The organism is Planktothrix sp. PCC 11201, from assembly GCF_900009135.1.
GTDB lineage: Bacteria > Cyanobacteriota > Cyanobacteriia > Cyanobacteriales > Microcoleaceae > Planktothrix.
Genome location: NZ_LT797704.1, coordinates 45201 through 71795, shown reverse-complemented (window position 1 = coordinate 71795; position 26595 = coordinate 45201). Strand labels below are relative to the sequence as shown.

Below are 26595 nucleotides of genomic sequence, written 5' to 3'. Positions count from 1 at the left end.
TTCCCCTCAATATTCAAAGAGAGAAAAAGAGACGCGCCTTTGCACGTCTCTAGGGGTGGGAATGATTTTAGTTCGTGAACCCGTCTAAATTGAAGACTTTTTCTTCAGAACTACTTCCTAAATCTGTGTTTTCGTTCTCATTCAAATTAGGATTTTCTTCTGTTAAACGAGCGGGGGTTTCGGGAAGCAACGATTCACTATTCAAAGCTGTCCAAGTTGTTTGATTAACTTGATTACTGCTTTCTAAGCCTTGGGCAATTTGAAATTCATGCAGCGCCGCCAGGGTGCGAGAACCCAAAATCCCATCAACCGGGCCGGGACGATAGCCTTTAGCCATTAAACGTTCCTGTAATACACGAACATCCGTTCCCCGGGAACCTCTGGATAAAACACCCTCCTGATTAACCGGAACTGAACTAGCCACTTGGGGCTCCGCCGATAGAGCTTGCCAGGTATCGCGGTCTACAACACCCGTCACTTCTAATCCCTTAGCCTGCTGAAACGCCTGCACCGATGCCGTTGTCCGTGGGCCAAAAACACTATCAATTTTACCCGGGGTGAACCCATGGGCTTTTAACCGTTGTTGTAACCCCGTGACTTGGGAGCCTTGAGTGCCTTGGGATAATACCCGTTCCCGATGGCGAGGGGGCTGAGGTTCAGATTGATAAAAGGGTTCAGAAAACAGTTCCCGTTTAGCCGTTTCTGTGTCTGTAACGCTGGAGTTTACCCCGGAATTACCGTTTTCCTGCCAGGATTCTGTGATTCCTGAACCAGAATTCGATGTTGCGAAAGCAACGGGAACAAATACAGGAAGAACTAAAGAAAACAAGCCAGCAATAATAGCAGTTTTAATCCCCATGGCTTTTACCCTATTTTTATAAAGTTTAACTTTACTAAATTCAAGTTTCTGAATTGAATCTTAGCATCAGGAGGCGATGAAGAAAAGAGTAAGTTGTTAAATTTTTACATAAAATTAACCCTCTCGATCATCAAGGGGGGTAATAATATAGAAAAATCCGATCAAATTCAGATTAATGAAATCCAATTATAGATGCTACAGATTATCCCTCTACCCACGGTGTAGAGACGTTGCATGCAACGTCTCTACACTGGGGAATCTGTAGCAAACATTTCATGATGGAATATTAGACCGTTGCTAACTCAGGGCTAGGACGTTTACTATGGCGAATTCCTTCAATAGCTTTAGCATAATCAGGGGCATTGAATACCGCCGAACCCGCCACAATAGCGTTAGCCCCGGCTTCCAAGACTTGCCAAGTATTATCGACTTTCAGACCGCCATCGACTTCAATCCAGGGATTTAAACCTCGTTCGTCGCACATTTGACGGAGGGCGCGAATTTTCGGCACCATTCCGGGGATAAATTTCTGACCACCAAAACCGGGGTTAACACTCATGATTAACACCAAGTCACAAAGTTCTAAGACATATTCAATTAATTCTAAGGGAGTAGAAGGATTCAGAACCACACCCGCTTGTTTACCCAGTTCTCGAATTTGACCCAGGGTTCGGTGTAAGTGGGGAGAAGCGTTGTGTTCGGCGTGAACCGAAATAATATCAGCGCCAGCTTTGGCAAAACCTTCGACATATTTTTCCGGTTCCACAATCATTAAGTGGACATCCAGGGGTTTTTTCGTTACCGGACGAATAGCTTCCACAATTAATGGCCCAATGGTAATATTGGGAACGAAGCGACCATCCATCACATCAACATGAATCCAATCGGCGCCAGCTTCATCCACCGCCCGAATTTCTTCACCAAGACGACTAAAATCTGCTGATAATATGGAGGGGGAAATAACAATCGGTTTCTGGGTTGCGATCATGGGGTAATCTGTTCTCCTGCATCTCAAGTTGTCACCATTGTATCAGAATCGGGGTATTGGGTTTGCTGGTTTTAGAGGTTGAGAAAATATTTTCTGTTTTCGGTGCTTACTTTATTTTCTATTTTATGAAAACCAATCCCCTGTATGAGAATCCTGAACATGAACGGTTGCAGTTATTTGTTTATCTAATTCCCATATTGGGTTTCTTCCCGGCATTGTGGACACTATATCGACGGTCAGGAACAAAACAACAACAAGCCGTCAGTCGATTAGTGATTGTGTTAGCGTTCAGTTGGTTAACAGCACTGATATTGTTAGAAACTGGAGCTTATAGTGCGGAATCGATCACCCTGCCGATGTTATTAACCAGTAGTCTATTGACAAGCAGTTATTTTATTGTCAGCTTAGGCTTAATGATTAAAGTCTGGAAACGTCAACCGCTATGGCTTCCTGGAATTAGCCGCCTAGCTGAACAAGTATTAGGCAAACATCTGCCATAATAGGTTGGTTCTAAAACAATCCCCGATTTCGCCATCAGTGTATTCTCTCTAAAAATTATTTATTGATTGTGTGAGGAAGTCCGTGTCAGCACCAAGATATCAGAGTCAAAAACCATTGCCAAACCCGTCAAAACCCAATCTCAGGAAATTAGCTCAATCTAGTCCTGGACGGTGGTTAGGACTGGGTTTAGGTTTGGCTGGAGTCGCCATGATTTCGGCCACCGCCGGAGCTTTATTAGCCGTGTCTCTATCGACAACACCTCTATTACAGCAAAAACTAACCCCCGAAGAAGCGGCGGTTTTTTCTAAAGGTCAAATGGCGACCACCAACATGAGACTGCCAGAATTAACCCGCCCGGTGAATATTCTGGTGATGGGGGTAAAGGTTTTAACCTCAGATTTGGAAGATGATTCCCACCCGCAAGCGGGATACCATGCCTTGGTGGATTCCTTTAAAGGGTTATCGGATACAATGCTATTGATCCGCTTTGATCCGGCTAATAAACAGTTAAAAGTATTATCCATTCCCCGGGATACTCGGACGTATGTAGAAGGTCGGGGAATGACTAAAATTAATGATGCTAACTATTATGGCGGCCCGGCGTTAAGTGCAAAAGCCACCAGTGAGTTATTAGGCGGTGTGGGAATAGACCGTTATGTGCGGGTGAATGTGCAAGGGGTGGAAAAATTAATTGACGCCATGGGAGGCGTGAGTATTTACGTTCCCAAAGATATGCACTATCAAGATGATAGCCAACATCTCTATATTAATTTAAAACAAGGGGAACAACACCTGAATGGAGCGCAAGCCTTACAGTTTTTACGCTTCCGTTATGATGCTTTAGGCGATATCGGACGGGTACAACGTCAACAAATGCTAATTCGGGAGTTCATGGAACAAGCATTAAGTGTGAGTACCATTTCTAAACTGCCTCAAGTTATGTCAATTGTTCAGTCTCATATTGATACCAATTTAAGTTTAGAAGAATTAGTCGCCTTAGTTGATTTTGCCACCAATATTAAACGGGAAAATGTACAAATGCTAATGGTTCCAGGGGAATTTAGTGACCCGAAAGAATATCGAGCCAGCTATTGGTTACCCGATGCAGCCCGTTTAGAAAATATAGTGGCTCAACATTTTGATTTTGGTCAGGATGTTTGGAAATTTGATAATATTGATCCCAAAGATTTAAGAATTGCCATTCAAGATAGTAATGATAGTTCTGAGGCTATTGATAAATTGGTTGGAACTTTAAATGATCAGGGATTTTGGAATGTCAAAATTTCTAAACCTTGGACAGAACCCTTAGAAGAAACCAAAATTGTCGCTCAGGATGGCGATATTAAGAGTGCTGAATCTTTACAAAAATCTCTAGGTTTTGGTAAGGTTGTCGTCGAAAGTACGGGATTTTTAGAATCTGACTTAACCATTCAAGTCGGGAAAGATTGGTTGAAAAAATATAATCAACCCAGTCCTTCTGCGTCTCCAGGGCTTCAATTAACTCCTAATTCCACAAAAAAATGATTGTCGGGGTTGGGTCTCCAAACCCTCTTAGGCGTTGGTGCGTTCGCTGGGCTTACCCACCCTACGATATTTATTTTGAGTTTCAGATCAAAAAGTTTAAATCATCCCATCAACCCGTGGGGTGTGGCTATCAACGCCTACGCACCTAAACCAGAATAATAATAATTCCCCTTAATTTTACCTCAATTCGATGGAAGTATGTTATAATCTTACGAGGCTAATTTTCCCGTTACCATCGGTTTATTATGTCTATTACCGTCATTCAAGAACATATTGAAATTACCCCTGGAATTTGTGGGGGAAAACCCCGTATTGCTGGACATCGAATTAGAGTTCAGGATATTGTTATCTGGCATGAACAAATGGGAATGTCGCCTGATGAAATTCTTTATCATTATCCCAGTATTACCTTATCTGATATTTATGCAGCTTTAGCCTATTATCATGATCATCGAGATGAAATCCGATCTGCCATCAAAGCTGACGAAGAATTTGCCCGTCAATTGCAAACTGAAACCCCATCACTATTGCAACAAAAATTAAAAAATCGTCAGCATGGGTAAAATTAAATTTCATTTAGATGAAAATATAACTCTTGCTATAGCAAGTGGGTTGCGAAGACGTAGAATTGATGTTAGTACGACTCCAGAAGAAGAAATGATCGGGAAATCTGACGAACAACAATTAGAATTTGCCCGGTCTCAAGAGCGAGTTGTTTTTACTCAGGATACGGATTTTTTGAGACTACATCATGCTGGTTTTACCCATTCGGGTATTGTTTACTGTCCACAAAGCAGTAAATCTATTGGGCAAATTTTGCAAGGGTTAGTATTAATTTGGGAGATACTGAATGCCGAGGAAATGAAGAATCATTTGGAGTATTTATAGAAGCAGGCAATCGCCAACCCGCAGGGTGTGTGAGCAAAGCGCACGCACCAAAACCACAATAATAATTATCCTCCTTAATTTTACTTCAATTCGATATCAATAGATCAGAATATTTGGCAGATTCAAAATTACTACTATAGCAAGAGGCAATAGGGAATGGGCAATGGGCAATAGGTAAATACTTACTATAAGTAGCTTTTAGCTTTCAAGAATGTCCTAATAGATGTGGCAACTGCTATATCAGATTTTTCTCTGATTATATTATAGCATTATTATCATTTTGTGTAACAAACAATTATTGGGTTTTTATTACCCTATTTATTTATTTCTGCTTCTTCCTTTAATTCTGATATAAAAGCGAATGGGGAATAGGGAATGGGTAATGGGGGGAATTGGTCAGTTTGCAACCCCATATCAAAATTACGGGTGTCCTCACTGCACGTTTGACCAAATAACGTTACATTAGATTGTAGTATCTCAATAAAAGTTTACATCGGGACATTAAAACCTATCATCGTCTCCCCACCAGGGATGACAACTCCATAAAAATAAACGTTATATAGGGAGTGAGCAGAAAAAATGTTTGAATACTTCTCGGATAAGGCAATTAAGGCGGTGATGTTAGCTCAGGAAGAAGCCCGACGCCTGGGACATAACTTTGTAGGAACAGAACAAATTCTTGTGGGCTTAATGAGCGAAGGAACCAGTGTCGCCGCCAAAACCTTGAAGGCACAAGGGTTAAGCCTGCGGGAAGTCCAAAAAGAAGTCGAGGCCATTATTGGTCGCGGGTCAGGTTTCCTCCCGGTAGAAATTCCCTTTACCCCTAGGGCCAAACGCATCTTTGAAACCGCGATGAAGGAAGCGCGACAAATGGGGAATAACTACATTGGCCCCGAACATATCTTACTCGGACTCCTCCAAGATAATGAAGGAGTCGCCGCCAAAGTCCTCGAAAATCTAGGGGTTGACCGTTCTCAAGTGCGGACTGAGGTAATTCGATCCCTTGGGGAAGAAGCCACCGTCGCCCCCGGAGGAGGCGGTCGCAGCAAGTCCACCAAAACCGCCACCCTCGACGAATTCGGCACCAACCTCACCCAACTAGCCGCCGAAGGCAAACTTGACCCGATGATCGGTCGTCAACGGGAAATTGAGCGGGTAATTCAAATTCTGGGACGCCGCACCAAAAATAACCCGGTGTTGGTGGGTGAACCGGGGGTGGGAAAAACCGCCATTGCGGAAGGCTTGGCCCAACGCATTGTCAATAACGATGTTCCCGACGTCCTCGAAAATAAACAAGTGATCAGCTTGAGCATGGGAACTTTAATTGCTGGAACTCGTTTTCGGGGGGAATTTGAAGAACGCCTAAAAACCATTGTCGAAGAAATTCGTACCGCCGGAAATATCATTTTAGTGATTGATGAAATTCATACCATTGTGGGTGCGGGTTCCATTGAAGGGACTATGGATGCCTCTAATATGCTCAAACCCGCCCTCGCCCGGGGTGAGTTGCAATGTTTAGGGGCGACTACCCTGGATGAATACCGCAAATATATTGAACGGGATGCGGCCCTGGAACGGCGGTTCCAACCGGTGATGGTCGGCGAACCCACCGTGGAAGAAACCGTGGAAATTCTGTTCGGGTTGCGTCGCGCATACGAACAACACCATCAATTAACGATTTCCGATCAGGCATTGTACGCGGCGGCGACCTTATCCGATCGCTATATTAGTGATCGCTTTTTACCCGATAAAGCCATTGATTTAATTGATGAAGCGGGTTCGCGAGTTCGGGTGATGAATTCCAAAGTTCCCCCCGAATTGCGGGAATTAAAACGGGAATTAACTAAAGTTATTGCCGAAAAAGAAACGGCTGTTAAACTCCAAGATTTCGATCAAGCCAGTGAACTGCGCGATCGGGAATTGGAAATTAAAGATAAACTGGAAACCCCCGCTCAAAAAACCGATATCGCGGGTACGGGTTTAGTCGTAACTGAAGACGATATTGCCGAAATTTTAGCTGCATGGACGGGTATTAATGTCAATAAATTAACCGAATCGGAATCGGTAAAATTATTGAAACTCGAAGATATCTTACATGAACGTTTAATTGGTCAAAATGAAGCGGTAGGGGCCGTTTCTCGCGCCATTCGTCGTGCCCGGGTAGGATTAAAAAATCCCGATCGCCCCATTGCCAGTTTCATTTTTTCTGGCCCCACGGGAGTCGGAAAAACCGAATTAACTAAAGCCCTAGCGACCTATTTCTTTGGGGCAGAAGACGCGATGATTCGTTTAGATATGTCGGAATATATGGAACGACATACGGTGTCTAAATTAATCGGTTCTCCCCCGGGATTTGTGGGTTACGACGAAGGCGGACAATTAACTGAAGCTGTCCGTCGTCGTCCCTATACGGTGGTGCTATTTGATGAAATTGAAAAAGCCCATCCCGATGTCTTCAATTTGTTATTACAAATCTTAGAAGATGGACGTTTAACCGATGCCAAAGGTCGCACGGTCAGTTTCAAAAATACCTTAATTATTATGACCTCGAACGTCGGTTCTAAGGTAATTGAAAAAGGTGGTGGCGGTTTAGGATTTGAATGGGCTGCAACTTCTCAAGAAGATCAGCAATATAACCGGATTAAAAATTTAGTCCATGAGGAACTCAAACAATATTTCCGGCCAGAATTTCTTAACCGTTTGGATGAAATTATTGTCTTCCGTCAATTGCAAAAATCCGAAGTTAGACAAATTGCCGAAATTCTACTTCGAGATCTGCTGGCTCGGTTAACCGAAAGAGATATTACTTTAACCGTCAGTGAAGGGTTCAAAGATCATTTAGTTAATGTGGGTTTTGACCCGAATTATGGCGCCAGACCCTTACGTCGAGCCTTAATGAATCTGTTAGAAGATGCCTTAGCTGAAGCTTTATTAGCCGGAACAATTAAGGATGGCGATCGGGCATTTATTGATGTGGATCAACAGGGAAAAGTTACAATTTCACCCGGAGATCATGCCCTGAATTCTCTAAATGAATACGCCGTTACCCATTCCTAATTTACTCTAATTCTCATCCCACCCGTCTTACTCCGGTAGGGCGGGTTTTGTAGATCAAGTTCACTGTCTTAGTTGCAGATCAATAATTGAGCCCTGAAGGGCTCACTACGATTTGCGACTTGCAGATCAATAATTGAGGCGTGAAGGGCTCACTACGATGTTAGGATACAATACAAATCAATTAACAAGAATCATTCAGGATACTGTTGTGACAGAAGCCAAATCCTATAAAGATAGCGTCAACTTGCCCCAAACAAAATTTGATATGCGGGCAAACGCCGTGAAGCGAGAACCGGAAATCCAAGCCTTTTGGGCTGAACAGGAAATTTATCAACGCCTGTCACAAAATAACCCCGGTGAATTATTTATTTTACATGATGGCCCCCCCTATGCGAACGGGACGCTGCATATTGGTCATGCTCTCAATAAAATTCTTAAAGATATTATTAATCGCTATCAAATTTTACAGGGTCGTAAAGTTCGTTATGTTCCCGGGTGGGACTGTCATGGTTTACCCATTGAATTGAAAGTATTACAAAACATGAAAGCCGGGGAAAGGGAACAATTAACCCCCTTAACTTTGCGTCACAAAGCCAGAGATTTCGCCTTACAAGCCGTTGAACAACAGAAAACCGGTTTCAAACGGTATGGGGTTTGGGGCGACTGGGAACACCCCTATTTAACCTTAAAACCCGAATATGAAGCCGCCCAAATTGGTGTATTTGGCAAGATGTTTTTAGAGGGATATATTTACCGAGGACACAAACCCGTGCACTGGAGTCCCAGTTCAAAAACCGCCTTAGCTGAAGCGGAATTAGAATATCCAGAAGGTCACATTTCCCGCAGTTTATTTGCCGCCTTTAAACTATTAACCGTATCTGAACCTTTGCGGGAATTATTAATGCCCTTTCTATCGGAATTAGGGGTCGCCATTTGGACAACAACTCCTTGGACAATTCCGGGTAATTTAGCCGTTGCGGTTAATCCCGCTTTAAATTATGCGGTTGTGGAAGTGGGGGAAAGTGAAAACCCCCCGGCGTTTAAATATTTAATTGTGGCGGCGGATTTAGCTGAACAATTATCAGTAACCTTGGGTTATTCGTTAACCATTAAAGCCACTTTTAAAGGTCAGGATTTAGAAAATTCTACCTATAAACATCCCCTATTTAATCGGAGAAGTCCGATAGTTATTGGGGGAGATTATATTACCACCGAATCCGGTACGGGATTAGTTCATACCGCCCCCGGTCATGGTCAAGAAGACTATATTGTCGGTCAAAAATATGGTTTGCCGATTTTATCCCCTGTGGATGATCAAGGAAACTTTACCGATGAAGCTGGAAAATTTGAAGGATTAAATGTTTTAGGTGAGGGAAATGGGGCAATTATTCAGGCTTTAACGGAAGTTAATTCCCTATTAAAAGAAGAACCCTATCAACATAAATATCCCTACGATTGGCGCACGAAAAAACCCACAATTTTTCGGGCTACTGAACAATGGTTTGCCTCCGTTGAAGGGTTCCGAGATGCGGCTTTAAAAGCAATTTCTGAGGTGCAATGGATTCCCGCCCAAGGAGAAAATCGGATTACTTCCATGGTAGCTGATCGCAGTGATTGGTGTATTTCTCGACAACGGAGTTGGGGGGTTCCGATTCCGGTTTTTTATGAGGAAGAAACCAACGAACCGTTATTAAATGAAAGCACAATTAATCACGTTCAAACTATTATTGCCGAAAAGGGTTCGGATGCTTGGTGGGAGTTATCCATTCAGGAATTATTACCCCCAGAATACCGCAATAATGGCAAGACCTACCGCAAGGGAACCGATACCATGGATGTGTGGTTTGATTCGGGTTCTTCTTGGGCGGCTGTTGTTAATCAACGTCCCGAATTAAAGTATCCGGCGGATATGTATTTAGAAGGTTCTGATCAACATCGGGGCTGGTTTCAATCAAGTTTATTAACCAGTGTAGCTAATTCTGGTCATGCTCCCTATAAAACCGTATTAACCCATGGATTTGTCCTCGATGAAAAGGGGATGAAAATGAGTAAATCCATCGGAAATGTGGTTGATCCGGCAATTGTGATTGAAGGGGGGAAAAATCAACAGCAGGAGCCGCCTTATGGGGCTGATATTCTGCGGTTGTGGGTGTCCTCGGTCGATTATTCTTCGGATGTTCCTTTGGGGAAAAATATCCTGAAACAGATGGGGGATGTTTACCGCAAAATTAGAAATACTGCCCGATTTTTATTGGGGAATTTGCATGATTTTGATCCGAGTAAAGATACGGTTAAATACGAAGAATTACCGGAATTGGATCAGTATATGTTACACCGGATTACGGAGGTTTTTACTGAAATAACAGAGTCCTTTGAAAGTTATCAATTCTTCCGATTCTTCCAGGTGATTCAGAATTTCTGTGTGGTGGATTTATCTAATTTCTATTTGGATATTGCCAAAGATCGGTTATATATTAGTGGGGCTGATGGGTTTCGGCGTCGCAGTTGTCAAACGGTTTTAGCCGTGGCGTTAGAGAATTTGGCGAAGGCGATCGCCCCCGTATTATGCCATACAGCCGAGGATATTTGGCAAAATATTCCCTATTCTCCGCCCCAGACTTCGGTTTTTGAAGCGGGTTGGGTAAGGTTAGAAAAACACTGGGAAAAGCCAGAATTAGGGACGTTATGGCAACAGTTACGACAAATTAGAAGTGATGTTAATGTTGTCTTGGAAAAAGCCCGTCAGGATAAAATCATTGGTGCCTCCTTAGAAGCCAAAGTATTGTTATATATTGCGGATGAGGATCTGCGTCAACAGTTGCAACAAATGAACCCCAAAACTACAGAATTAAAAGATAATAATGGGGTGGATGAATTGCGTTATCTGTTTATTTGTTCCCAGGTTGAACTATTAGATACTCCCGAACCTTTAAACGGTTTACCCTATAATCAACAGTTTGAAGATTTGGGAATTGGTGTTGTCAAAGCCGATGGGGAAAAATGCGATCGCTGTTGGAATTATTCCGTCCATATTGGGGAATCAAAAGAAGATCCTACTATTTGTGAACGTTGTGTGGAGGCATTAGCGGGAACTTTTTAAAACTATTTCTAAAAGTAGTAAGCCCTTTAGGGCTTTCTTCCCCAGAAGACTAAGCCCCAAAGGGCTTACTACAAAGTGGTTGATAAATCTTGTTTTCTGATATTAAAGATGCGATTCTCAAAAATATTAATTGCCAATCGAGGGGAAATAGCTTTACGGATTCTTCGCACCTGCGAGGAAATGGGTATTGCGACGGTTGCTGTTCATTCAACGGTTGATCGCCACGCCCTTCATGTCCAACTGGCCGATGAAGCCGTTTGTATCGGCGAACCCAGCAGCAGTAAAAGCTATTTGAATATTCCCAATATTATCGCCGCTGCCCTGACTCGTAACGCCACGGCCATTCATCCGGGGTATGGATTTTTGGCTGAAAACGCCCGATTTGCCGAAATTTGTGCCGATCATGATATTGCCTTTATTGGCCCCACACCCCACGCCATGCGGTCAATGGGAGACAAATCAACGGCTAAGGAAACCATGCAACGGGTCGGAGTTCCCACCGTACCGGGCAGTGATGGACTCCTGAGTGATGACAAAGAAGCCCTACAACTGGCCCGGAAAATCGGTTATCCGGTGATTATTAAGGCCACCGCCGGGGGTGGAGGTCGGGGAATGCGGTTAGTGAGGGAAGATTCGGAACTCCCTAAACTTTTTGCCGCGGCCCAAGGGGAAGCAGAAGCCGCTTTTGGAAATCCGGGGGTTTATTTAGAGAAATTTATTGAACGTCCTCGCCATATCGAAATTCAGATTTTAGCTGATAATTATGGTAATGTAATTTACTTGGGAGAACGGGATTGTTCGATTCAACGACGTCACCAAAAACTATTAGAAGAAGCCCCCAGTTCTTTTATTACTCCTAAACTGCGTCAAAAGATGGGAAACGCGGCGGTAAAAGCAGCTAAATCGATTAATTATACCGGGGCGGGAACCGTTGAATTTCTAGTTGATCAGTCGGGCAATTTCTATTTTATGGAAATGAATACCCGGATTCAAGTGGAACATCCGGTTACGGAAATGATCACCGGATTAGATTTAATTGCTGAACAAATTCGCATTGCTCAAGGGGAAAGGTTATTATTAACTCAAAATCAAGTAATTTTACGCGGTCATTCCATTGAATGTCGGATTAACGCCGAAGATCCCGAACATAATTTCCGTCCCCATCCTGGAAAGATTAGTGGTTATTTACCGCCGGGGGGAAATGGGGTGAGAATTGATTCCCATGTCTATACGGATTATGAAATTCCTCCTTATTATGATTCTTTAATTGGCAAGTTAATTGTTTGGGGGCCAGACCGTCCGACGGCAATTTTAAGAATGAAACGGGCGTTACGGGAATTTGCGATTACGGGAGTTCCCACAACCATCGGATTTCATCAAAAAATATTAGAAAATCCCGAATTTATCAGGGGAGAAATTTATACTAATTTTGTGGAAAAAATGATGAAAAAAGGAGAATAGAAAACCTAACTCCCCCGAATCAGGAATAGATTATAACCTGGGGTGAGCGTCCCGAGTACGGGAGAGCCTCAATCATCATTCAACCAGGGATGGGGTTTAAGCTGATGCGCCCTACTGGAATCGAACCAGTCTGAAGGCGAATTATGAGTTCGCTGCCTCCCCAATCGGCCAAGGGCGCTTCCAATAGTACAATATCATACTCTCACCCAAAATTGTTAACCGCGATCGCTAATTTTGGCTAAATTTTGAATAAGCTGTGTAGGTGATAGCATATCCTATAGGCATTAGCCGTTAAAATAGCAAGTTAAATCATATCTAAATTTTGAGATGGGACTAAATTCAACTGTTGTTCTGACTGTCGTTTTACTAACCATGATGTTTGGCGCTGGCTTTACCAGTTCCGTTTGGGGCTATGGTCTGGGTCGTTCGGCGTTGAAAGAAATTACACAACCCGATGTGCGTCCAAACAACTTAGCCAATAAAAATAAAAATGGAAACCGCCATGATGGGGTGCTGTTGCTGAAAGAGAAGGATATCCTAGCAACGGTCAAGAAGCGCATGGAAGGGAAGGAAGAAGTGGCGAGTGCATCGGCTAAAGTGGCCAATAAGCCCACCTCTACCCAAGCCCAAAAACCGAAAACTGAAAGTTCCCCCGCCCCGGTAGTAAATAATAAATCAGTTTTTCCCATTGTTAGCCGTGATGGAGGGGTAAGTTTAGAAGTGGTAGAAGCGACTCGTAAAGGGAATTCTTTGGTTTTAAATGTCAACCTAAAAAATGAAGGTCAAGAATCTGTTAGATTTCTCTATAGTTTTTTAAATGTTACCGATGACAAGGGTCGTGCTTTGAGCGCCAGTGTGGAAGAATTACCTGGCCAATTGCCTCCTAGTGGCAAAGTTTATCAAGGAACGGTCACAATTCCTACGGCATTAGTGGAAAATTCCAAGGAATTAACCATGAGTTTAACTGATTATCCTGACCAAAAAATGCAATTGCAGATGTCAGGAATTCCAGTGGCGCAATAGACATCTGGATTTTCTGAAAAGGTAATCATGACCCTTACAACGGGCGATGTGCTGGGGCGATTGTTCTCAGTGCTATTTTTAATTACGATTAATGCCTTTTTTGTCACGGCCGAATTCCCTATAGTTTCGGTATGGAGTTGTTGATAAATTTGGAGGGACAGTCGGATTAGTAACAATTCAAGATGTGATTGCTGAAATTATTGGTGATCATTTCAATTCCACTAACTGATTACTGATTACTGATAGAGGAACTTCCTCAACGGCGGGATGTTTTTCTAGGATTAAATTAGATTTTTGAGAACCGGATAAACGTTTGAGTAAGGTTGGTTTAGGATCATGAAGCAGATAAATAATTTGATCTCCGACTTGCCAAGATTCTGAGGCGGCTAAAACTTGAAAATTGCCATCTCTTTCTATTAATAAAGGAATTAATTCCCCTGAGCGAATTAACGCCTGTAGATGGGCTATTTGAAATTCTAACTCTGGTTGACGTAAAACCGTTTCCCCTAATTTTACTTCCTTGTCTTCCAGATAGGTATTCCACTGTTTTAAAGAAACATCGGGAATAAAAGCCTGTTGAATTTTATCACGATTAACAGTTATTTTAGTTTGAGGTTCCCTGGGAAATAAAGCCAATACCCGGGGCGGTTTAAATTCCGTATCTGCACGTTCAGCGAGTACCACATTTACTTCCCCATTACTCGTCATCGCCAGGAATGTTCCCATCAATTCTAATCCCGCTTCTTCCAAAACATTAGGATCTAAGGCACTACTTTGATAAACCCGTAACCCTTGCTGTCGGGCTTTTTCACAGGCGACCGGATCAGTATCAATCATCACCACTAACTCATCCCGTTCTTGGAACAATCGGCTAATTAATCGACTCAAAGGATTTGAACCCACAATCACCGCTCCGGTTACCGAATGGGAAGTTACTCCTAATTTTTCAGCCATCCATCGGGCAGTTAATCCTTGAATTACCACCGTCATAATAATAGTTAGGAAGACTAAAGCTTTAATTGAGTCTCCCCCATTAATTCCCCGTTGGGTGAGTAAAATCGCAAACAAAGAAGCAACCGAAGCCGATACAATTCCCCTAGGTGAAATCCAAGAAGCAAATAATTTTTGTCGCCAATTCAGGTTACTATTTAAAGTACAAAGCCAAATATTAATCGGACGCACCACCCACATTAAAGCTAAAACCGTTAATACACTGCCCCATCCCAAAGCTACTATACTTTCTAAGGATAAATCCGCCGCTAATAAAATAAATAAAACTGACACCGCCAACATGGTTAACTGCCCTTTAAATCGGAGTAACTGACGCATATCAGGAACATCGACATAACGCACCATCATTCCGGTAACAACTGTGGTCATTAACCCCGATTCACTCATTAGTAATTCAGCCGTATCAAATAATCCCCATAGAGCCGCTAATACCACTAAATTCTTTAATTCTTCCGACATAAATTGGGCAGTTTTTAATAACCATCCCAAAATTCCACCCCCAATTAACCCAATTCCTGCGCCAATACTTAAACGCAATAGCAATTGTCCCATAATTTCTAGGGGGTCAGTATTGCCATTCAGGACAACGTTGAGGACTAAAACCGCTAAAATCGCCCCCACTGGGTCAATTAAAACCCCTTCACCCTCTAACAGCGCGGAAACTTGACGGTCTACGGAAACCTGTTTCAGCAATGGCCCGATTACCGTTGGGCCTGTAACCACCACCAAAGCTGCATACAGAAAGGCGATTGGCCAAGGAAATTCCCCCAACCAGTGGGCCGCGATTCCCGCCCCCATTAGGGTGATTAAAGTGCCAAAGGTGACTAAATTGCGAACACTCCCAGAGACTTGACCCAGTGCCCGCAGGTCTAAACTTAATCCCCCCTCAAACAGAATTAAGGCTACCGATAGGGAGACAATCACTTCTAAACCACTTCCTAAAAGATTGGGCTGCACTAAACTCAAGCCATCATTCCCCGCCAGAATGCCGAATAATAGCAGAAACACGATGGCAGGAACTTTCAGGTAGTCTGCCAAGACTTGAGCCGAAATCCCCGCCATGACCGTAATGACGATTAACAGGGTGATTTGAAAAGATGATGTTTCCATAGGCGCTATTGTTGCAGACTACCCACTGAATTGAAAATAGTTGTATTCTGTTCCACTATACCTGCTGTCCAACCAGTAGGGTGGGTAAGCTCCGTCCCCGTACCCTCTTTAGGAATGAAAAATTACCTATTTTTAACAGTTAATCGTATTTTTAAAGGTTTGAATTTTGAATAAAAATTCTCTATTTTAAAGAACACTAAAACTATGCTAAGCTGTTGAGCATTTAAACTGTATATTTTAGAGGCTGAAACCCCTTACTGGCTTGGATCGTCTCGAAAATTTAGATAATTAACAGCTTAAGACGCTTGAACAGTTTCGTCAATATTTACTGAATTAACAGAATAACCATAAAAATTAATTTGATAATCTGTAATTTTAACGCCAGTTTGTTGTTCAACTTGGGCTAATAATTCCGGGGGTAATTCGATATGAATATCTAAAATTTTATCGGTATCTAAACAATTAACATGGGAATGGGAATCACTAATATGTCCATATAAACGCCCCTCCGAACGTTCTACACATTCAATCACATTTTCCCGCGATAATGCTTCTAAATTTTGATAGACTGATGTATGACCAACGGATTTCCCCTGTTGATTTAATCGATCATAAATGTCCCGGGCTGATAAATGTTCTTGAACTTGCCAAAGCAATTCCAAAACTAAACGGCGCTGACGACTCAGCCGCATTCCTTTAGCTTGACAATAATTGATTGCATCTTCTAAAGAACGAATTGGTTTCACTATTCTCGCCTCGGTTTATGTATCAAATTTTAATAGTTTTGGGATCACCGATCCCATACCTAGACTATACTTTCTATTGTATCTTAGGGATTTTATAGTAAACAGTGGTTTCTATCTGCAAAGGTTGACATTGAATGGCAATTATCATCAAGCTGAATTCTGAGCAAGTAAATCGTTTAGATTTGTCCCCTGTACAAAGGGTAATCGATCCTATCCCCGAAAATACCGATATTACAGCTTATGAACAGCAAATTAGCTTCGATATCGACTATTCCCGTGACCCAGAAGACCCCAGAGAAATTTCAGAAGTTCCTGAAATCCGATTATGGTTTATTCGCCTAGACGCCCAATATCCTTGGCTCCCCTTCTTTCTGGACTGGAAATCTGGGGAATTAGCCCGTTATGTGGCAATGCTCGTCCCCCATCAATTCCATCGCACCGAAGGCATCCAATATAACCCCGAAGCCCTAGAAATCTTTTTAATGCAAAAGATCTTTATTCTCGACCACTGGCTCGTCCAACAGAATATCCCCAACAAATCCCGCCTGATGGCTATGGCTCAAATGCTCGGTTATGACCTTGATGATACCTTCTTTGAAACCTATACCCAGAAAGGTTTAACTGATGACTGATTTCGGGTAGGGGCGGGTTCTTTTAGATCTTTGTTAATCACCGCGCATCTCGATAAACCCGCCCCTACAACTGATGACTGATGACTGTTAACTGTTAACTGATGACTGATTCAAATATCTTTCAATTAACACAATCGCCACAATATCATCAATCGGACGGGGTGGGGTTCGCATTCCTTTGGGAATTAAACAAGTTAACCCTTTAGGGGGATAAATTTGCCAATAGCGATCGCGCGCTTCTAAGGTAGAATATCGTTCATTCACTTGAATAATAGAAAGGGATTCCGGTAAAATTTCAGTTAGTTTTTGTTTCCACATTTTTGAAGTAGTTTGATCTCCCATCACCACCGTTTCAATAGTAAATTGTTGACAAAGAGATTGAATTATTGTAGGAACATCCGCCGCTAAAATCACCTCATGATAATATAACTGTGAACCATCACCCATCACCGCAATTCCACATTTTTCTCGCCCGGGATCAAACCCTAAAATCATTTTATTTTTGATCATCGTATTGAGTATAATTAGATTGAGAGGTTGGATTTCCTATATTATTCTGTCTCTGAGTAGATGGATTATCTAATGGATTAGAATTATTAAGCTGTTCCTGTTGTTGTCGGGTACTAAAGATCACTGCTCCATCGCGAAGTGCCAATAAATCCAGTCGCAATGGCCCAATAGTATAGGCATCTTCAGCAGCAACAGCTTGAATTTCCAAGGGTTGATTATGTTCTTGGACTTGTTGGAAAAAACGAATTAATGTATCCATTCTATCATTTCCAATTTGTACTGTTCCACCCACAATTCCAACAAAACGCGCCCGGAAACTGGAGGCATCTAAAAGTTGTTGCATTTGCTTTCTCAATTGATCATTAGATAAAGCAGAAGGATTCAATGTTGTTCCCGCAATAATTTCTCCAGTGGTAAATAATAATCGATTCGGTTCAGCTTTAGTAAAAACCGATACTTTTGTTTCTCCAACTAAATAATTAGCAGCCGAAATCACTTGTACCACATAATCTCGACCATCATCAATTTGATTAATTAAATCTTCAACTTCTACTTTTGTAATTTGAATGACTTGAACCTGACCCGCTTTTGTATTTCCCAATTGTACAGACTCAAGGGCATAATTATTCGCTTCTTTTAACAGAGTATTAACCGCCTGAATTGCAGTTTTTGGATCACTAATTCTGACTAAACTACTGGATAAAACCTGTCCTCTTTCTAAAACAACACTTCCTTCTCGTAATAATTGAAAATCCCGTCCAATCAGTTCAACCTGTTGACTTAAAACTTGTTTTTGCTGTTCTAATTTTTTCTGTTCTGTTTCCAATTCTTCCAAACGAGATTCCCGTTTCACAATAATTTGATCCTGTTTTTTGATCCGTTGTTCCTGTTGTTCAATTTCCCGATCCTGCTGTTTCATTTCCTCTGAACGTTTAGCAATTTCCTGATCGCGATTCTGAATTTGAGCTTTGACCTGTTCTTGTTGCCAAATCAAATTTTGACGTTCAGTTCTGAGTTTTTGAATTTCTGATTGTAAACTTTTTTTTTGTTTAAATACTTCTTGGAGTCGATTTTCTCTATTTTTCAGTTCGGCTTCCGTTGCCGTTCTTTCCACCTGAATATTCCGTAATTGTTTCCGAAGATCTCCCAATTGATTCTGAGTTCTTTCCAATTCTTCTGCTGTTTTAACAGCTTGAGATTGAGCCGTTTGTAGGGATTGATTGATCATATTTAACTGTGCCATAGCGGTGTTGATTTCCGTTTTAGCTCTTGTTAAATCCTTTTCTACTCGCCTTTTTTCATCTTCTGCCCGAGTTAAATCCTTCCGAGCATCATTCAATCTACTTTGAATTTGATCAATTTGAAACACACCCCGACGCAGGGGCTTACTCGAAGCAAATAAAATCCCCAAAGTCAATGCCGAAAGCACACTGCCAGTTAAAATGGTCACAACCATAGCAGTGTTGCGGGGGCGGAGATTAAATAAACTCAGCCTGGCTTTTCCAACTTTAGTTCCCAGGCGATCACTAACCGTTGCAATCACGCCACCCAAAACTAAGATGGATATAACCAGGATAATTCCTGCGGTCATAAAGATAAGAAAAATCTGGGAGAGTGGAAACTCAGGATTTTAAGACCTGAGAATCTAAAAATTTAATTATCTAGTTAATGCAGTTTGCTCAATTTTCTCTCATTATATCTATGAGCAAGTTTCCTAGATCTTTTCTGGGTTAATCTAGGAAACCTAACCGTAGATTAAGTAAATTGTTGACCTAGGGTAACGGGATTATGGACTGTGATCTTTTTCTTATAAATTGAGATCATGTTTTTTTGTCGTAAATCTCCTAATAAACGAGTAACCGTAACTCGCGTGGAACCTATTGCTTCTGCGATCGCTTGATGGGAAAGTTTCAAATCAATCCGAATTCCATCTTTACCCGGTACGCCAAAATCTCGACAAAGAATCAGCAGAAAACTAACTAATCTTGATCCCATATCCCGGTGAGCTAAGGTTTCAATCATCATCTCCGTTTGTAAAATCCGAGACGATAATCCGCGCAACATCACCATCGGCAGTTCGGGATCGCTTTTCAAGGCTTTCTCTACCTGTTCAATTGGAACTGAGAGTAATTCTACAGAGGTAAAGGCAACGGCATGGTAAAACCGATCCGACCGATGACCTGTAATTAACGATAAAACACCAAATACACTATTTTCTCGAAGTAAAGCGACAGTAATTTCTTCTCCAGCTTCATAGACTCTGGATAATTTCACCGCACCTTTGATCAGAACATAGACGCGCTCCGCCGGATCGCCGGGAAAGAAGATCGTCTTACCCCGTTCAAAGCTTTCCACGACGGGAGGGAACGCCCCTCCGCCGATGCTGCGGAACACTTCTGCTAACGGTCTATCATACGTCACGACCCGATCCCTTGCACTAACAATGCTCTAATATATCTTCCGTATTTCAGTTTACGCTAATTACGCTAATTGCATCATTTATCTGTTGAATCAACCGATGATTGTCCGATCCATGTTTTATCCCTGGTAGAAATGGGTAAATCCATGGCTTTGATTAGGATACCAATTGCTTATAGAATAATCTATTATGCTAAATTTGAACGGAAAAAACGCACTTGTTACCGGCATTGCCAATAATCGCTCCATTGCGTGGGGCATTGCCCAACAGCTTCACCAAGCTGGAGCTAATCTTGGAATCACCTACCTTCCCGATGAGAAAGGTCGTTTTGAAAAAAAGGTGCAAGAATTAGTTGAACCCCTCAACCCTAGTTTATTTCTGCCCTGTGATGTCCAGAATGATGCTCAAATCGAGGAGTTATTTACGGCTATCCGTGACCAATGGGGACGAATTGATATTCTGATCCATTGTCTGGCCTTCGCAGGAAAAGAGGAACTTTCTGGAGACTTTAGCAATGTATCCCGGGCCGGATTTACCCGCGCCCTGGATATTAGTGCCTATTCTCTAGTTCAACTGAGTGCGGCGGCTAAACCTTTAATGACCCAAGGGGGGAGTATTATCACCCTAACCTATCTGGGAGGGGTGCGAGTGATTCCTAATTATAATGTGATGGGAATTGCTAAAGCAGCCCTAGAAATGAATGTTCGTTACCTGGCGGCGGAGTTGGGGCCCTTGGGAGTTCGGGTGAATGGCATTTCGGCTGGCCCGATTCGGACTTTGGCATCTTCAGCCGTGGGTGGGATTTTAGACATGATCCATCACGTTGAGTCCATGGCTCCCCTAAGACGGACGGTGACCCAAACGGAAGTGGGCAATACGGCTGCGTTTCTCTGTAGCGATTTATCCAGTGGCATTACAGGTCAAATTCTGTATGTCGATTCGGGTTATTGCATCATGGGAATGTAGGGCTTGAAGATGAGCAGGGGGAGCAGGGGGAGAAGATGAGGAATCGTTAACTTCTGAGTCCGAACTCTGCACCCCAGACCTTAAACCCCACTGCCTTCTTCCTCCTGACATCTAACTCCCTATTTAAACTTTAAAATAGATTCTATAGTTTCTTACCTTAATTATTATGCAAATTAGCGATCGCCCTTCTATTAATACTGCAAATTCTAATGATCTGCTCCCGAGAATTGCCACGGTATACCGCAAAACAGGGGAAACAGAAGTTAATGTTACGGTGAATTTAGATGGAACTGGAATCTGCAAAGTTTCTACAGGAGTTCCCTTTTTAGATCATATGTTGCACCAAATTTCATCCCATGGCTTAATTGATTTAGAAATTCAAGCCACTGGAGATATTGAAATTGATGATCACCATACCAATGAAGATGTGGGAATTACATTAGGTTTGGCTTTAGCTAAAGCTTTAGGCGATCGCAAAGGAATTGTCCGGTTTGGTCATTTTATTGCCCCTTTAGATGAAGCCTTAGTTCAAGTTGCTTTAGATTTTTCCGGTCGTCCTCACCTCACCTATGGTTTAGAAATTCCGACCCAACGAGTGGGAACCTATGACACTCAGTTAGTCCGAGAATTCTTTGTGGCGATTGTTAATAACAGTCAGCTAACATTGCATTTACGTCAGTTAGATGGAATTAATTCCCATCATATTATTGAAGCCGGGTTTAAAGCCTTTGCTAGAGCCTTAAGAATGGCAGTTGAAATTGATTCCCGTCGGGCAAACACTATCCCCAGTTCCAAAGGGGTTTTGTAAGTAGGTTGGTATTAATAAACCTTACCCATTACCGATCGCGGATTTAAGAGGATTTCACGGATTTCACGGATTTTAATCTGTCCCCCAATCAAGTCGAGGGCAGGGTTAATCTGCGTAATCCTCTTCAATCCGTGATCCCTATTCCAAATACTTCTGTAACATTTGTTCCAACTGCATAACCGACATTCGAGGCGAAGGACGGGGAATAGGTTGGTCAGGTTCACCAGACTTAAACAGGACAGGAATCGAATATTGATAGGCTTGAAACCAATCTTCCCGGGTAGTAATATCTCGGATTTCTAATTGAAATTCTCCTGATTTTTGGGGTGAGGTTTGAATTTTCTCCAATTTTTCCTGGAGTCCTTCGCATAAATGACAGCCCGGTTTACTGTATAAAATTAGTGTGATCATTGGATTTCTTTAACCTCCGATAGTAATAGTTGGGTCGCTTGTTCGGCTTCTAGGGGTTTAGCGAATAAATAACCCTGTCCGAATGGACAGCCTAATTCCTGCAAAATTCTCCTTTGTTCGCGGGTTTCTATCCCTTCAGCAATCACATCTAAGTCTAAATTTTGCGCTAAAGAAATAATGGCTTTAACGATTTGTAAGGGTTGGCTTTTTTTACCGCTAAAGGTTTTGTTTTTATGATCTAAACGATTAATAAATGAACGATCAATTTTTAAACTATTTAAGGGAAATTGATGTAAATAACTCAAGGATGAATAACCTGTCCCGAAGTCATCAATTGATAGATGAATTTTGCGAGATCTTAGTTGAGCCAGGATCATAAAGGAAGTAGCTAAATTTTCCATAATCACACTTTCGGTAATTTCCAGTTTTAAATCACTGGGATTACAAGCCGTTTCTGTTAATATCTGATCAATTTGTTCTAATAGATTCGATTGACAAAGCTGTTTACTCGATAGGTTAACACTCATGGTTAGGGGATAAATATTACTATTAGATTTTTGTTTTTGAGAATCAGATTTTTCCGTAGAGGCTGTATTAACTAAAACAAACTTTTGGGTTAATTTTTGTTTCCAAACTCGCAATTGCTCACAAGCTTCTCGTAATACCCAAGCCCCTAATGGAATAATTAAACCCGTTTCTTCTGCAACTGGAATAAACTCTATTGGCGATACTAAACCCCTGGTGGGATGCAACCAACGGACTAGGGCTTCAAATCCAGTAATTCTACCACTAGATAAAGAAACAATTGGCTGATAATAGACTTTAAAACCCTTGAGATTTGAAGGTTGAGTGATTGAGCTTTCTAATAGATGTTCTGTGGTTTTTAATCCATTGAAATTGTGGATTTCTTTATGAGTTACGAACTCTGAGTGCTGTGGATTTCCAATTTGGATTCTTCCATAAATAGCTTGTCGTAAATCAGTTTCAAGCTGCAATATAGACAGGGTTTGACTATGTATATTTAAATCAAAAACTTCATATCGAGCTTTGCCTTTAGCTTTGGCTCTATACATAGCAATATCAGCATCTCGTAAAAAGTCTTCAGGATTATTATACAATAAACATTGATGGGATTCACTATTATTTTCCGATTGCTGATTATGGTCTTGACTGGGAACAATTCCAATACTAACGGTGGTAAAAATTTCATGTCCTTGAATATAAAAAGGTTGGGTTAATTCATAGTGAATTTTCTCTGCCATTGCCGTTGCATCGGCGATGCTTTGAACCCGATTAATCAAAATTGTAAATTCATCTCCCCCTAAACGAGCGACGGTATCTAATGGGTTGACGCAATATAAAAGACGATGGGAAATTTCAATTAATAGTTGATCTCCAATTAAATGTCCTAAACTATCATTAACAACTTTAAATCTATCTAAGTCTAAAAATAAGACTGCAAACTCATAATTAGGTTCTTGTTTAGATCGTTTTAATACCTGTGCTAAACGTTCATTAAAAAAGCTCCGGTTAGGTAATTGAGTCAGAGCATCATGTAAGGCTTCATACATGAGTTGGGCTTCAAATCGTTTACGTTCAGTAATATCCCGAATAATAATTTGAATCGCAGATTGACCTTGATAGGTAGCTGGAATTCCGACAATTTCTACATCAATAACTTCTCCATTTAATCGAGTTAATTTTTGTTCTATTAACGACCGAGGTTGCTGTTCATTGTGATCATCTTGAATTTGAGTATGAATGGAATTAAAATAATCAGGAGGCAGAAAATCAAAAATAGAGCGACCGATTAAATCTTGAGGGCGATTTGCTCCTAATAGTTTAGCTCCAGCCAGATTAATATAAACTAATTGTTCTCCATTGTGAATGGCAATAGTTTCAGGAGATAATTCAACTAAACGGCGATAGCGCTCCTCACTTTCTCGCAGACCTAATTCGGCTTTAACTCGTTGTTTTTCTGTTTGATTGGCCGCAATAAATCGACCAATACTTTGAGCCATTAACTCTAAAATTTCCACTTCATAGGATTTGTAATCTACGGTTTTAACCTCTAAAGCAGCAAAAGCTAATGTCCCATAAATTTCACCATTGACCCAAATCGGAGTTCCTAAACAGGTTTCGAGATGAAACCTTTGATAGCTTTGGAGTCGATTGAATTCAGGATTTTGCCCGATTTCGGTATGAACTTGAGTCATTTGGGTCTGAATGACTTTAACACAGTAACTTTCCTCACAAGGCAAGGTCATACCTGGTTGAATTATATCTAAATCGGAATCAACGGTATCAATAATAATATTATTATTTTCTAATCGGCTAATGAAACCAATTGATAGTTGAAAAATCTCGCATCCAACTTGGAGATAATCTCGAAAAAGTTCATCTAAATTTTGATGATTATAGGTTGTAATCCGATGCAAATGTTTGAGATTAGAACTAAACTGAGCTAAGGCTTGGGATTGTGAAACCAGGGCTTGTTCAGATTGTTTCCGTTTAGTTATATCTGCTTGAATCCCAATAAAATGAGTCAAATATCCTTTGGAACTATATACTGGAGCAATGGAAAGTTCATTCCAGAAAAACTCCCCATCTTTCCGATAATTCTGTAGTTCGACATGACACTCTTTTCCTTCTAATACCGCACGACGAATTTCGTCAATGGCTGCATAGTTGGAATGATTCCCCTGTAAAAATCGACAATTTTCTCCTAAAATGTCTCTGCTGCTATATCCTGTAATTCGTTCAAATCCATTATTCACAAAAATAATCGGATTATCCGGTTGTGTCGCATCGGTAATTACAATCCCATTACTACTACTATTAATAGCTCGTTCCATCAATTGTAAACGTTCTTGGGCGCGATGACTTTCAATCGCCGCCGCTAACACATTCGCGATCGCTTCTAAAAAATGTACATCTTCTAGGGTAAACTGGCGATGGATAGTGCTATGGACACTTAAAACCCCCCAAGCCTTTGAAATAGGGGACTCTACCTGTTTTTTACTCAAGCCCGAATCCTGTCCCCAACGGGCAATTACCACACTCATACCACTAATTACCCGATGATTATGCAGCAGGGGAGTTCCAGAAAATCGAGTTTCCACGCGTAAATCATCTACCACAATGGGTTCATTCTTGAGTAAGGTATACCCGGCTTGGGAGTTAATATGGGCACTCACCCTAGCATTGCCGACCAGTCCCTTTTGCCAACCCACCCCCGCCCTCAACCAAAAAGCATGACCTCCGGGCATGAGTTCCAGAAGTTTACAGTATTCCACATCCAAGGTTTTCGCTACGGCACCGACAACTTCATTGACTAAGACGGAGAGGTCAGAATGAATCAGGGCCTGTTGACCGAGGTAGGCGACCGTGGCTTGCTGGCTGACCCTAGACTGCAAGGTGGCTAAAAGCGGGTCTATCGGTGCCAGGGCGGGAACTTCTTCCGTGATGGCTTGGGTGCTAATTAAGGTGGCAACTAACTGACCCAATTGATTCCTAAGCGGTAAAAAAGTAGCACAACAGTAATCCAATCTCCCATCCCGACGGTGGAAGGGAATTTCGCGGGTGCAGTCGGAATATTCATCGGCAAGCTCAGAGTTACATAGGTCAATAGCTAAATCATGTAACGGTGATAAATTCAAGGCTGCAAGAGTTTGACCCAAAACTTGGGATTTATCATAACCAAACATTTGTTCTGCGACGGTATTCCAATCAATAATTTGGTGTTCTGCACCCACCAGAATCACCCCCTGTTGCCAGTGGTCAAAGCTGGGAATATAGCCAGGTGGTAGGGGTTGAGTGGGTGAATTGGGGAGAAGTTCGGAGTAGGTGGATAGAATCAACTTTTCCCCATTTACTGTTAGCAGACGCATGGATACTAATGTCCACCAGAGCGTTCCATCTAACCGTTTTACTTGTAGAGTTTGTTGTGTGACATCCTGTTTTTGCAACTTCTCTAGCAGAATTTCTCTATCCGCGAGGTTAGCAAAGATATCGGATTCAGCAAAGTTCGATATTTCTGATTGAGGCAATCCAAAGGTCTGTTGGAAACGAGAATTACAATAAAAAACCCGACCATCACCCAGATGACTGACAATCAAGGCAACTTGCAGTAGGTCTGCAATCACCCGAATCAGTATGGGGCTGTCTAGTAATCCAACTTCTTGATTCGCATCTATCACCCACCCCTGATCAATAGATGCAATAGGATAAAGTTGGTCTTGATCTGCTTGTGTCTTGTGTTTGTTGAGCATCAACTAGTTTCTGTGCATTATCTATCCGATTACTCGTAGTTATCGTACTTTTTGCAGAGTGTTTGACACACCAAGAGTTTTTTGTCTGCCCCTCCCTATACATTTTACGATTATTACCCTGAAATTTTGACATTTTTTAATGAAAATTAAAAAAAGGTTAACAAACCTCCGGCATAGATTTTCGGTGGATGTCAGTTTGGGAGAAAAATTGATGTCCTAAGGAATATCCTAAGACCAGGATATTTATTTTTTAAAAAGGAATATTAGCATTATTATCAATATTCTAATGGAGTTTACCCAGGCTGTTATC

At 41.7% G+C, this 26595-nt stretch carries 20 protein-coding genes and 1 tRNA gene; 11 read left to right on the top strand and 10 right to left on the bottom strand.

Features of this window, described 5'->3' with window-relative positions; translation table 11 throughout:
• Nucleotides 1–67: 67 nt before the first annotated feature.
• A complete protein-coding gene (locus tag PL11201_RS15590; RefSeq protein ID WP_079679858.1) occupies nucleotides 68–859 on the bottom strand; it encodes a peptidoglycan-binding domain-containing protein in 792 nt (263 codons plus the stop codon).
• Between the two features lie 286 nt (nucleotides 860–1145).
• Nucleotides 1146–1847, bottom strand: a complete 702-nt coding sequence (gene rpe / locus PL11201_RS15585) for a ribulose-phosphate 3-epimerase (RefSeq protein ID WP_079679857.1) — start codon at nucleotides 1845–1847, stop codon at nucleotides 1146–1148.
• A gap of 125 nt (nucleotides 1848–1972) precedes the next feature.
• Here rpe and PL11201_RS15580 point away from each other — a divergent pair, with 125 nt between their 5' ends.
• The 7 genes from PL11201_RS15580 to accC all read left to right on the top strand — a co-directional run bounded on the left by PL11201_RS15580 (nucleotide 1973) and on the right by accC (nucleotide 12378).
• Entirely contained in the window at nucleotides 1973–2347 is a 375-nt protein-coding gene (locus tag PL11201_RS15580) for a hypothetical protein (protein WP_079679856.1), read from the top strand.
• Nucleotides 2348–2429: 82 nt separating this feature from the next.
• Nucleotides 2430–3872: an LCP family protein gene (locus PL11201_RS15575; RefSeq protein ID WP_079679855.1), complete on the top strand. Its 1443-nt coding sequence runs from the start codon at nucleotides 2430–2432 to the stop codon at nucleotides 3870–3872.
• Nucleotides 3873–4117: 245 nt separating this feature from the next.
• Nucleotides 4118–4435, top strand: coding sequence for a DUF433 domain-containing protein (locus tag PL11201_RS15570; RefSeq protein ID WP_079679854.1), 318 nt, complete (start codon nucleotides 4118–4120; stop codon nucleotides 4433–4435).
• On the top strand, nucleotides 4428–4760 hold the full coding sequence (locus PL11201_RS15565; RefSeq protein WP_079679853.1) for a DUF5615 family PIN-like protein: 333 nt from the start codon (nucleotides 4428–4430) through the stop codon (nucleotides 4758–4760). The genes PL11201_RS15570 and PL11201_RS15565 overlap by 8 nt, the downstream gene beginning before the upstream one ends.
• 579 nt (nucleotides 4761–5339) lie before the next feature.
• Nucleotides 5340–7817, top strand: coding sequence for an ATP-dependent Clp protease ATP-binding subunit (locus PL11201_RS15560; protein ID WP_079679852.1), 2478 nt, complete (start codon nucleotides 5340–5342; stop codon nucleotides 7815–7817).
• A 208-nt stretch (nucleotides 7818–8025) separates the two neighbouring features.
• A complete protein-coding gene (gene ileS, locus PL11201_RS15555) occupies nucleotides 8026–10917 on the top strand; it encodes an isoleucine--tRNA ligase (RefSeq protein ID WP_079679960.1) in 2892 nt (963 codons plus the stop codon).
• Nucleotides 10918–11025: 108 nt separating this feature from the next.
• Nucleotides 11026–12378 (top strand): acetyl-CoA carboxylase biotin carboxylase subunit, encoded by a 1353-nt coding sequence (gene accC, locus PL11201_RS15550; RefSeq protein ID WP_079679851.1) that lies wholly within the window; start codon nucleotides 11026–11028, stop codon nucleotides 12376–12378.
• 105 nt (nucleotides 12379–12483) lie between these two features.
• On the opposite strand, the gene PL11201_RS15545 is transcribed toward accC, so the two are convergent.
• Nucleotides 12484–12556: transfer RNA gene (locus PL11201_RS15545), tRNA-Met, on the bottom strand.
• A gap of 194 nt (nucleotides 12557–12750) precedes the next feature.
• Between PL11201_RS15545 and PL11201_RS15540 the strand changes: the two genes are divergently transcribed.
• Entirely contained in the window at nucleotides 12751–13401 is a 651-nt protein-coding gene (locus tag PL11201_RS15540) for a hypothetical protein (protein ID WP_339394364.1), read from the top strand.
• Between the two features lie 207 nt (nucleotides 13402–13608).
• Here the strand turns inward: PL11201_RS15540 and PL11201_RS15535 are convergent, their stop codons facing one another.
• Complete coding sequence (locus PL11201_RS15535; RefSeq protein ID WP_079679849.1) at nucleotides 13609–15522, bottom strand: cation:proton antiporter; 1914 nt, start codon at nucleotides 15520–15522, stop codon at nucleotides 13609–13611.
• Nucleotides 15523–15818: 296 nt separating this feature from the next.
• Complete coding sequence (locus PL11201_RS15530; protein ID WP_079679848.1) at nucleotides 15819–16268, bottom strand: Fur family transcriptional regulator; 450 nt, start codon at nucleotides 16266–16268, stop codon at nucleotides 15819–15821.
• A 134-nt stretch (nucleotides 16269–16402) separates the two neighbouring features.
• Here PL11201_RS15530 and PL11201_RS15525 point away from each other — a divergent pair, with 134 nt between their 5' ends.
• Nucleotides 16403–16900, top strand: a complete 498-nt coding sequence (locus PL11201_RS15525; protein ID WP_079679847.1) for a CRR6 family NdhI maturation factor — start codon at nucleotides 16403–16405, stop codon at nucleotides 16898–16900.
• An 87-nt stretch (nucleotides 16901–16987) separates the two neighbouring features.
• Here the strand turns inward: PL11201_RS15525 and PL11201_RS15520 are convergent, their stop codons facing one another.
• The 3 genes from PL11201_RS15520 to ntcA all read right to left on the bottom strand — a co-directional run bounded on the left by PL11201_RS15520 (nucleotide 16988) and on the right by ntcA (nucleotide 19831).
• Entirely contained in the window at nucleotides 16988–17395 is a 408-nt protein-coding gene (locus PL11201_RS15520) for a pre-16S rRNA-processing nuclease YqgF (protein ID WP_079679959.1), read from the bottom strand.
• Nucleotide 17396: 1 nt separating this feature from the next.
• Nucleotides 17397–19001, bottom strand: coding sequence for a DUF3084 domain-containing protein (locus PL11201_RS15515; RefSeq protein WP_079679846.1), 1605 nt, complete (start codon nucleotides 18999–19001; stop codon nucleotides 17397–17399).
• 164 nt (nucleotides 19002–19165) lie between these two features.
• Entirely contained in the window at nucleotides 19166–19831 is a 666-nt protein-coding gene (gene ntcA / locus PL11201_RS15510; protein WP_079679845.1) for a global nitrogen regulator NtcA, read from the bottom strand.
• Nucleotides 19832–20018: 187 nt separating this feature from the next.
• Here ntcA and fabI point away from each other — a divergent pair, with 187 nt between their 5' ends.
• The gene (gene fabI / locus PL11201_RS15505; protein WP_079679844.1) at nucleotides 20019–20795 is read left to right on the top strand and encodes an enoyl-ACP reductase FabI; all 777 of its coding nucleotides are present in this window, start codon (nucleotides 20019–20021) and stop codon (nucleotides 20793–20795) included.
• Between the two features lie 166 nt (nucleotides 20796–20961).
• Nucleotides 20962–21603 (top strand): imidazoleglycerol-phosphate dehydratase HisB, encoded by a 642-nt coding sequence (hisB, locus tag PL11201_RS15500; protein ID WP_079679843.1) that lies wholly within the window; start codon nucleotides 20962–20964, stop codon nucleotides 21601–21603.
• Nucleotides 21604–21741: 138 nt separating this feature from the next.
• Here the strand turns inward: hisB and PL11201_RS15495 are convergent, their stop codons facing one another.
• Together PL11201_RS15495 and PL11201_RS15490 are read right to left on the bottom strand one after the other, a co-directional pair.
• Nucleotides 21742–22011 (bottom strand): glutaredoxin family protein, encoded by a 270-nt coding sequence (locus tag PL11201_RS15495; protein ID WP_200816790.1) that lies wholly within the window; start codon nucleotides 22009–22011, stop codon nucleotides 21742–21744.
• Nucleotides 22011–26285: an EAL domain-containing protein gene (locus PL11201_RS15490; protein WP_079679841.1), complete on the bottom strand. Its 4275-nt coding sequence runs from the start codon at nucleotides 26283–26285 to the stop codon at nucleotides 22011–22013. The genes PL11201_RS15495 and PL11201_RS15490 overlap by 1 nt, the downstream gene beginning before the upstream one ends.
• Between the last annotated feature and the right edge of the window lie 310 nt (nucleotides 26286–26595).

What these genes read in the sequence shown, in the direction of transcription:
- fabI (WP_079679844.1), top strand. Translation starts at nt 20,019, where the DNA reads ATGCTAAATTTGAACGGAAAAAACGCACTTGTTACCGGCATTGCCAAT.
- PL11201_RS15525 (WP_079679847.1), top strand. Translation starts at nt 16,403, where the DNA reads ATGGCAATTATCATCAAGCTGAATTCTGAGCAAGTAAATCGTTTAGAT.
- hisB (WP_079679843.1), top strand. Translation starts at nt 20,962, where the DNA reads ATGCAAATTAGCGATCGCCCTTCTATTAATACTGCAAATTCTAATGAT.
- PL11201_RS15520 (WP_079679959.1), bottom strand. Translation starts at nt 17,395, where the DNA reads ATGATTTTAGGGTTTGATCCCGGGCGAGAAAAATGTGGAATTGCGGTG.
- accC (WP_079679851.1), top strand. Translation starts at nt 11,026, where the DNA reads ATGCGATTCTCAAAAATATTAATTGCCAATCGAGGGGAAATAGCTTTA.
- PL11201_RS15540 (WP_339394364.1), top strand. Translation starts at nt 12,751, where the DNA reads ATGATGTTTGGCGCTGGCTTTACCAGTTCCGTTTGGGGCTATGGTCTG.
- PL11201_RS15560 (WP_079679852.1), top strand. Translation starts at nt 5,340, where the DNA reads ATGTTTGAATACTTCTCGGATAAGGCAATTAAGGCGGTGATGTTAGCT.
- PL11201_RS15565 (WP_079679853.1), top strand. Translation starts at nt 4,428, where the DNA reads ATGGGTAAAATTAAATTTCATTTAGATGAAAATATAACTCTTGCTATA.
- PL11201_RS15515 (WP_079679846.1), bottom strand. Translation starts at nt 19,001, where the DNA reads ATGACCGCAGGAATTATCCTGGTTATATCCATCTTAGTTTTGGGTGGC.
- PL11201_RS15535 (WP_079679849.1), bottom strand. Translation starts at nt 15,522, where the DNA reads ATGGAAACATCATCTTTTCAAATCACCCTGTTAATCGTCATTACGGTC.
- PL11201_RS15490 (WP_079679841.1), bottom strand. Translation starts at nt 26,285, where the DNA reads ATGCTCAACAAACACAAGACACAAGCAGATCAAGACCAACTTTATCCT.
- PL11201_RS15570 (WP_079679854.1), top strand. Translation starts at nt 4,118, where the DNA reads ATGTCTATTACCGTCATTCAAGAACATATTGAAATTACCCCTGGAATT.
- PL11201_RS15590 (WP_079679858.1), bottom strand. Translation starts at nt 859, where the DNA reads ATGGGGATTAAAACTGCTATTATTGCTGGCTTGTTTTCTTTAGTTCTT.
- rpe (WP_079679857.1), bottom strand. Translation starts at nt 1,847, where the DNA reads ATGATCGCAACCCAGAAACCGATTGTTATTTCCCCCTCCATATTATCA.
- PL11201_RS15580 (WP_079679856.1), top strand. Translation starts at nt 1,973, where the DNA reads ATGAAAACCAATCCCCTGTATGAGAATCCTGAACATGAACGGTTGCAG.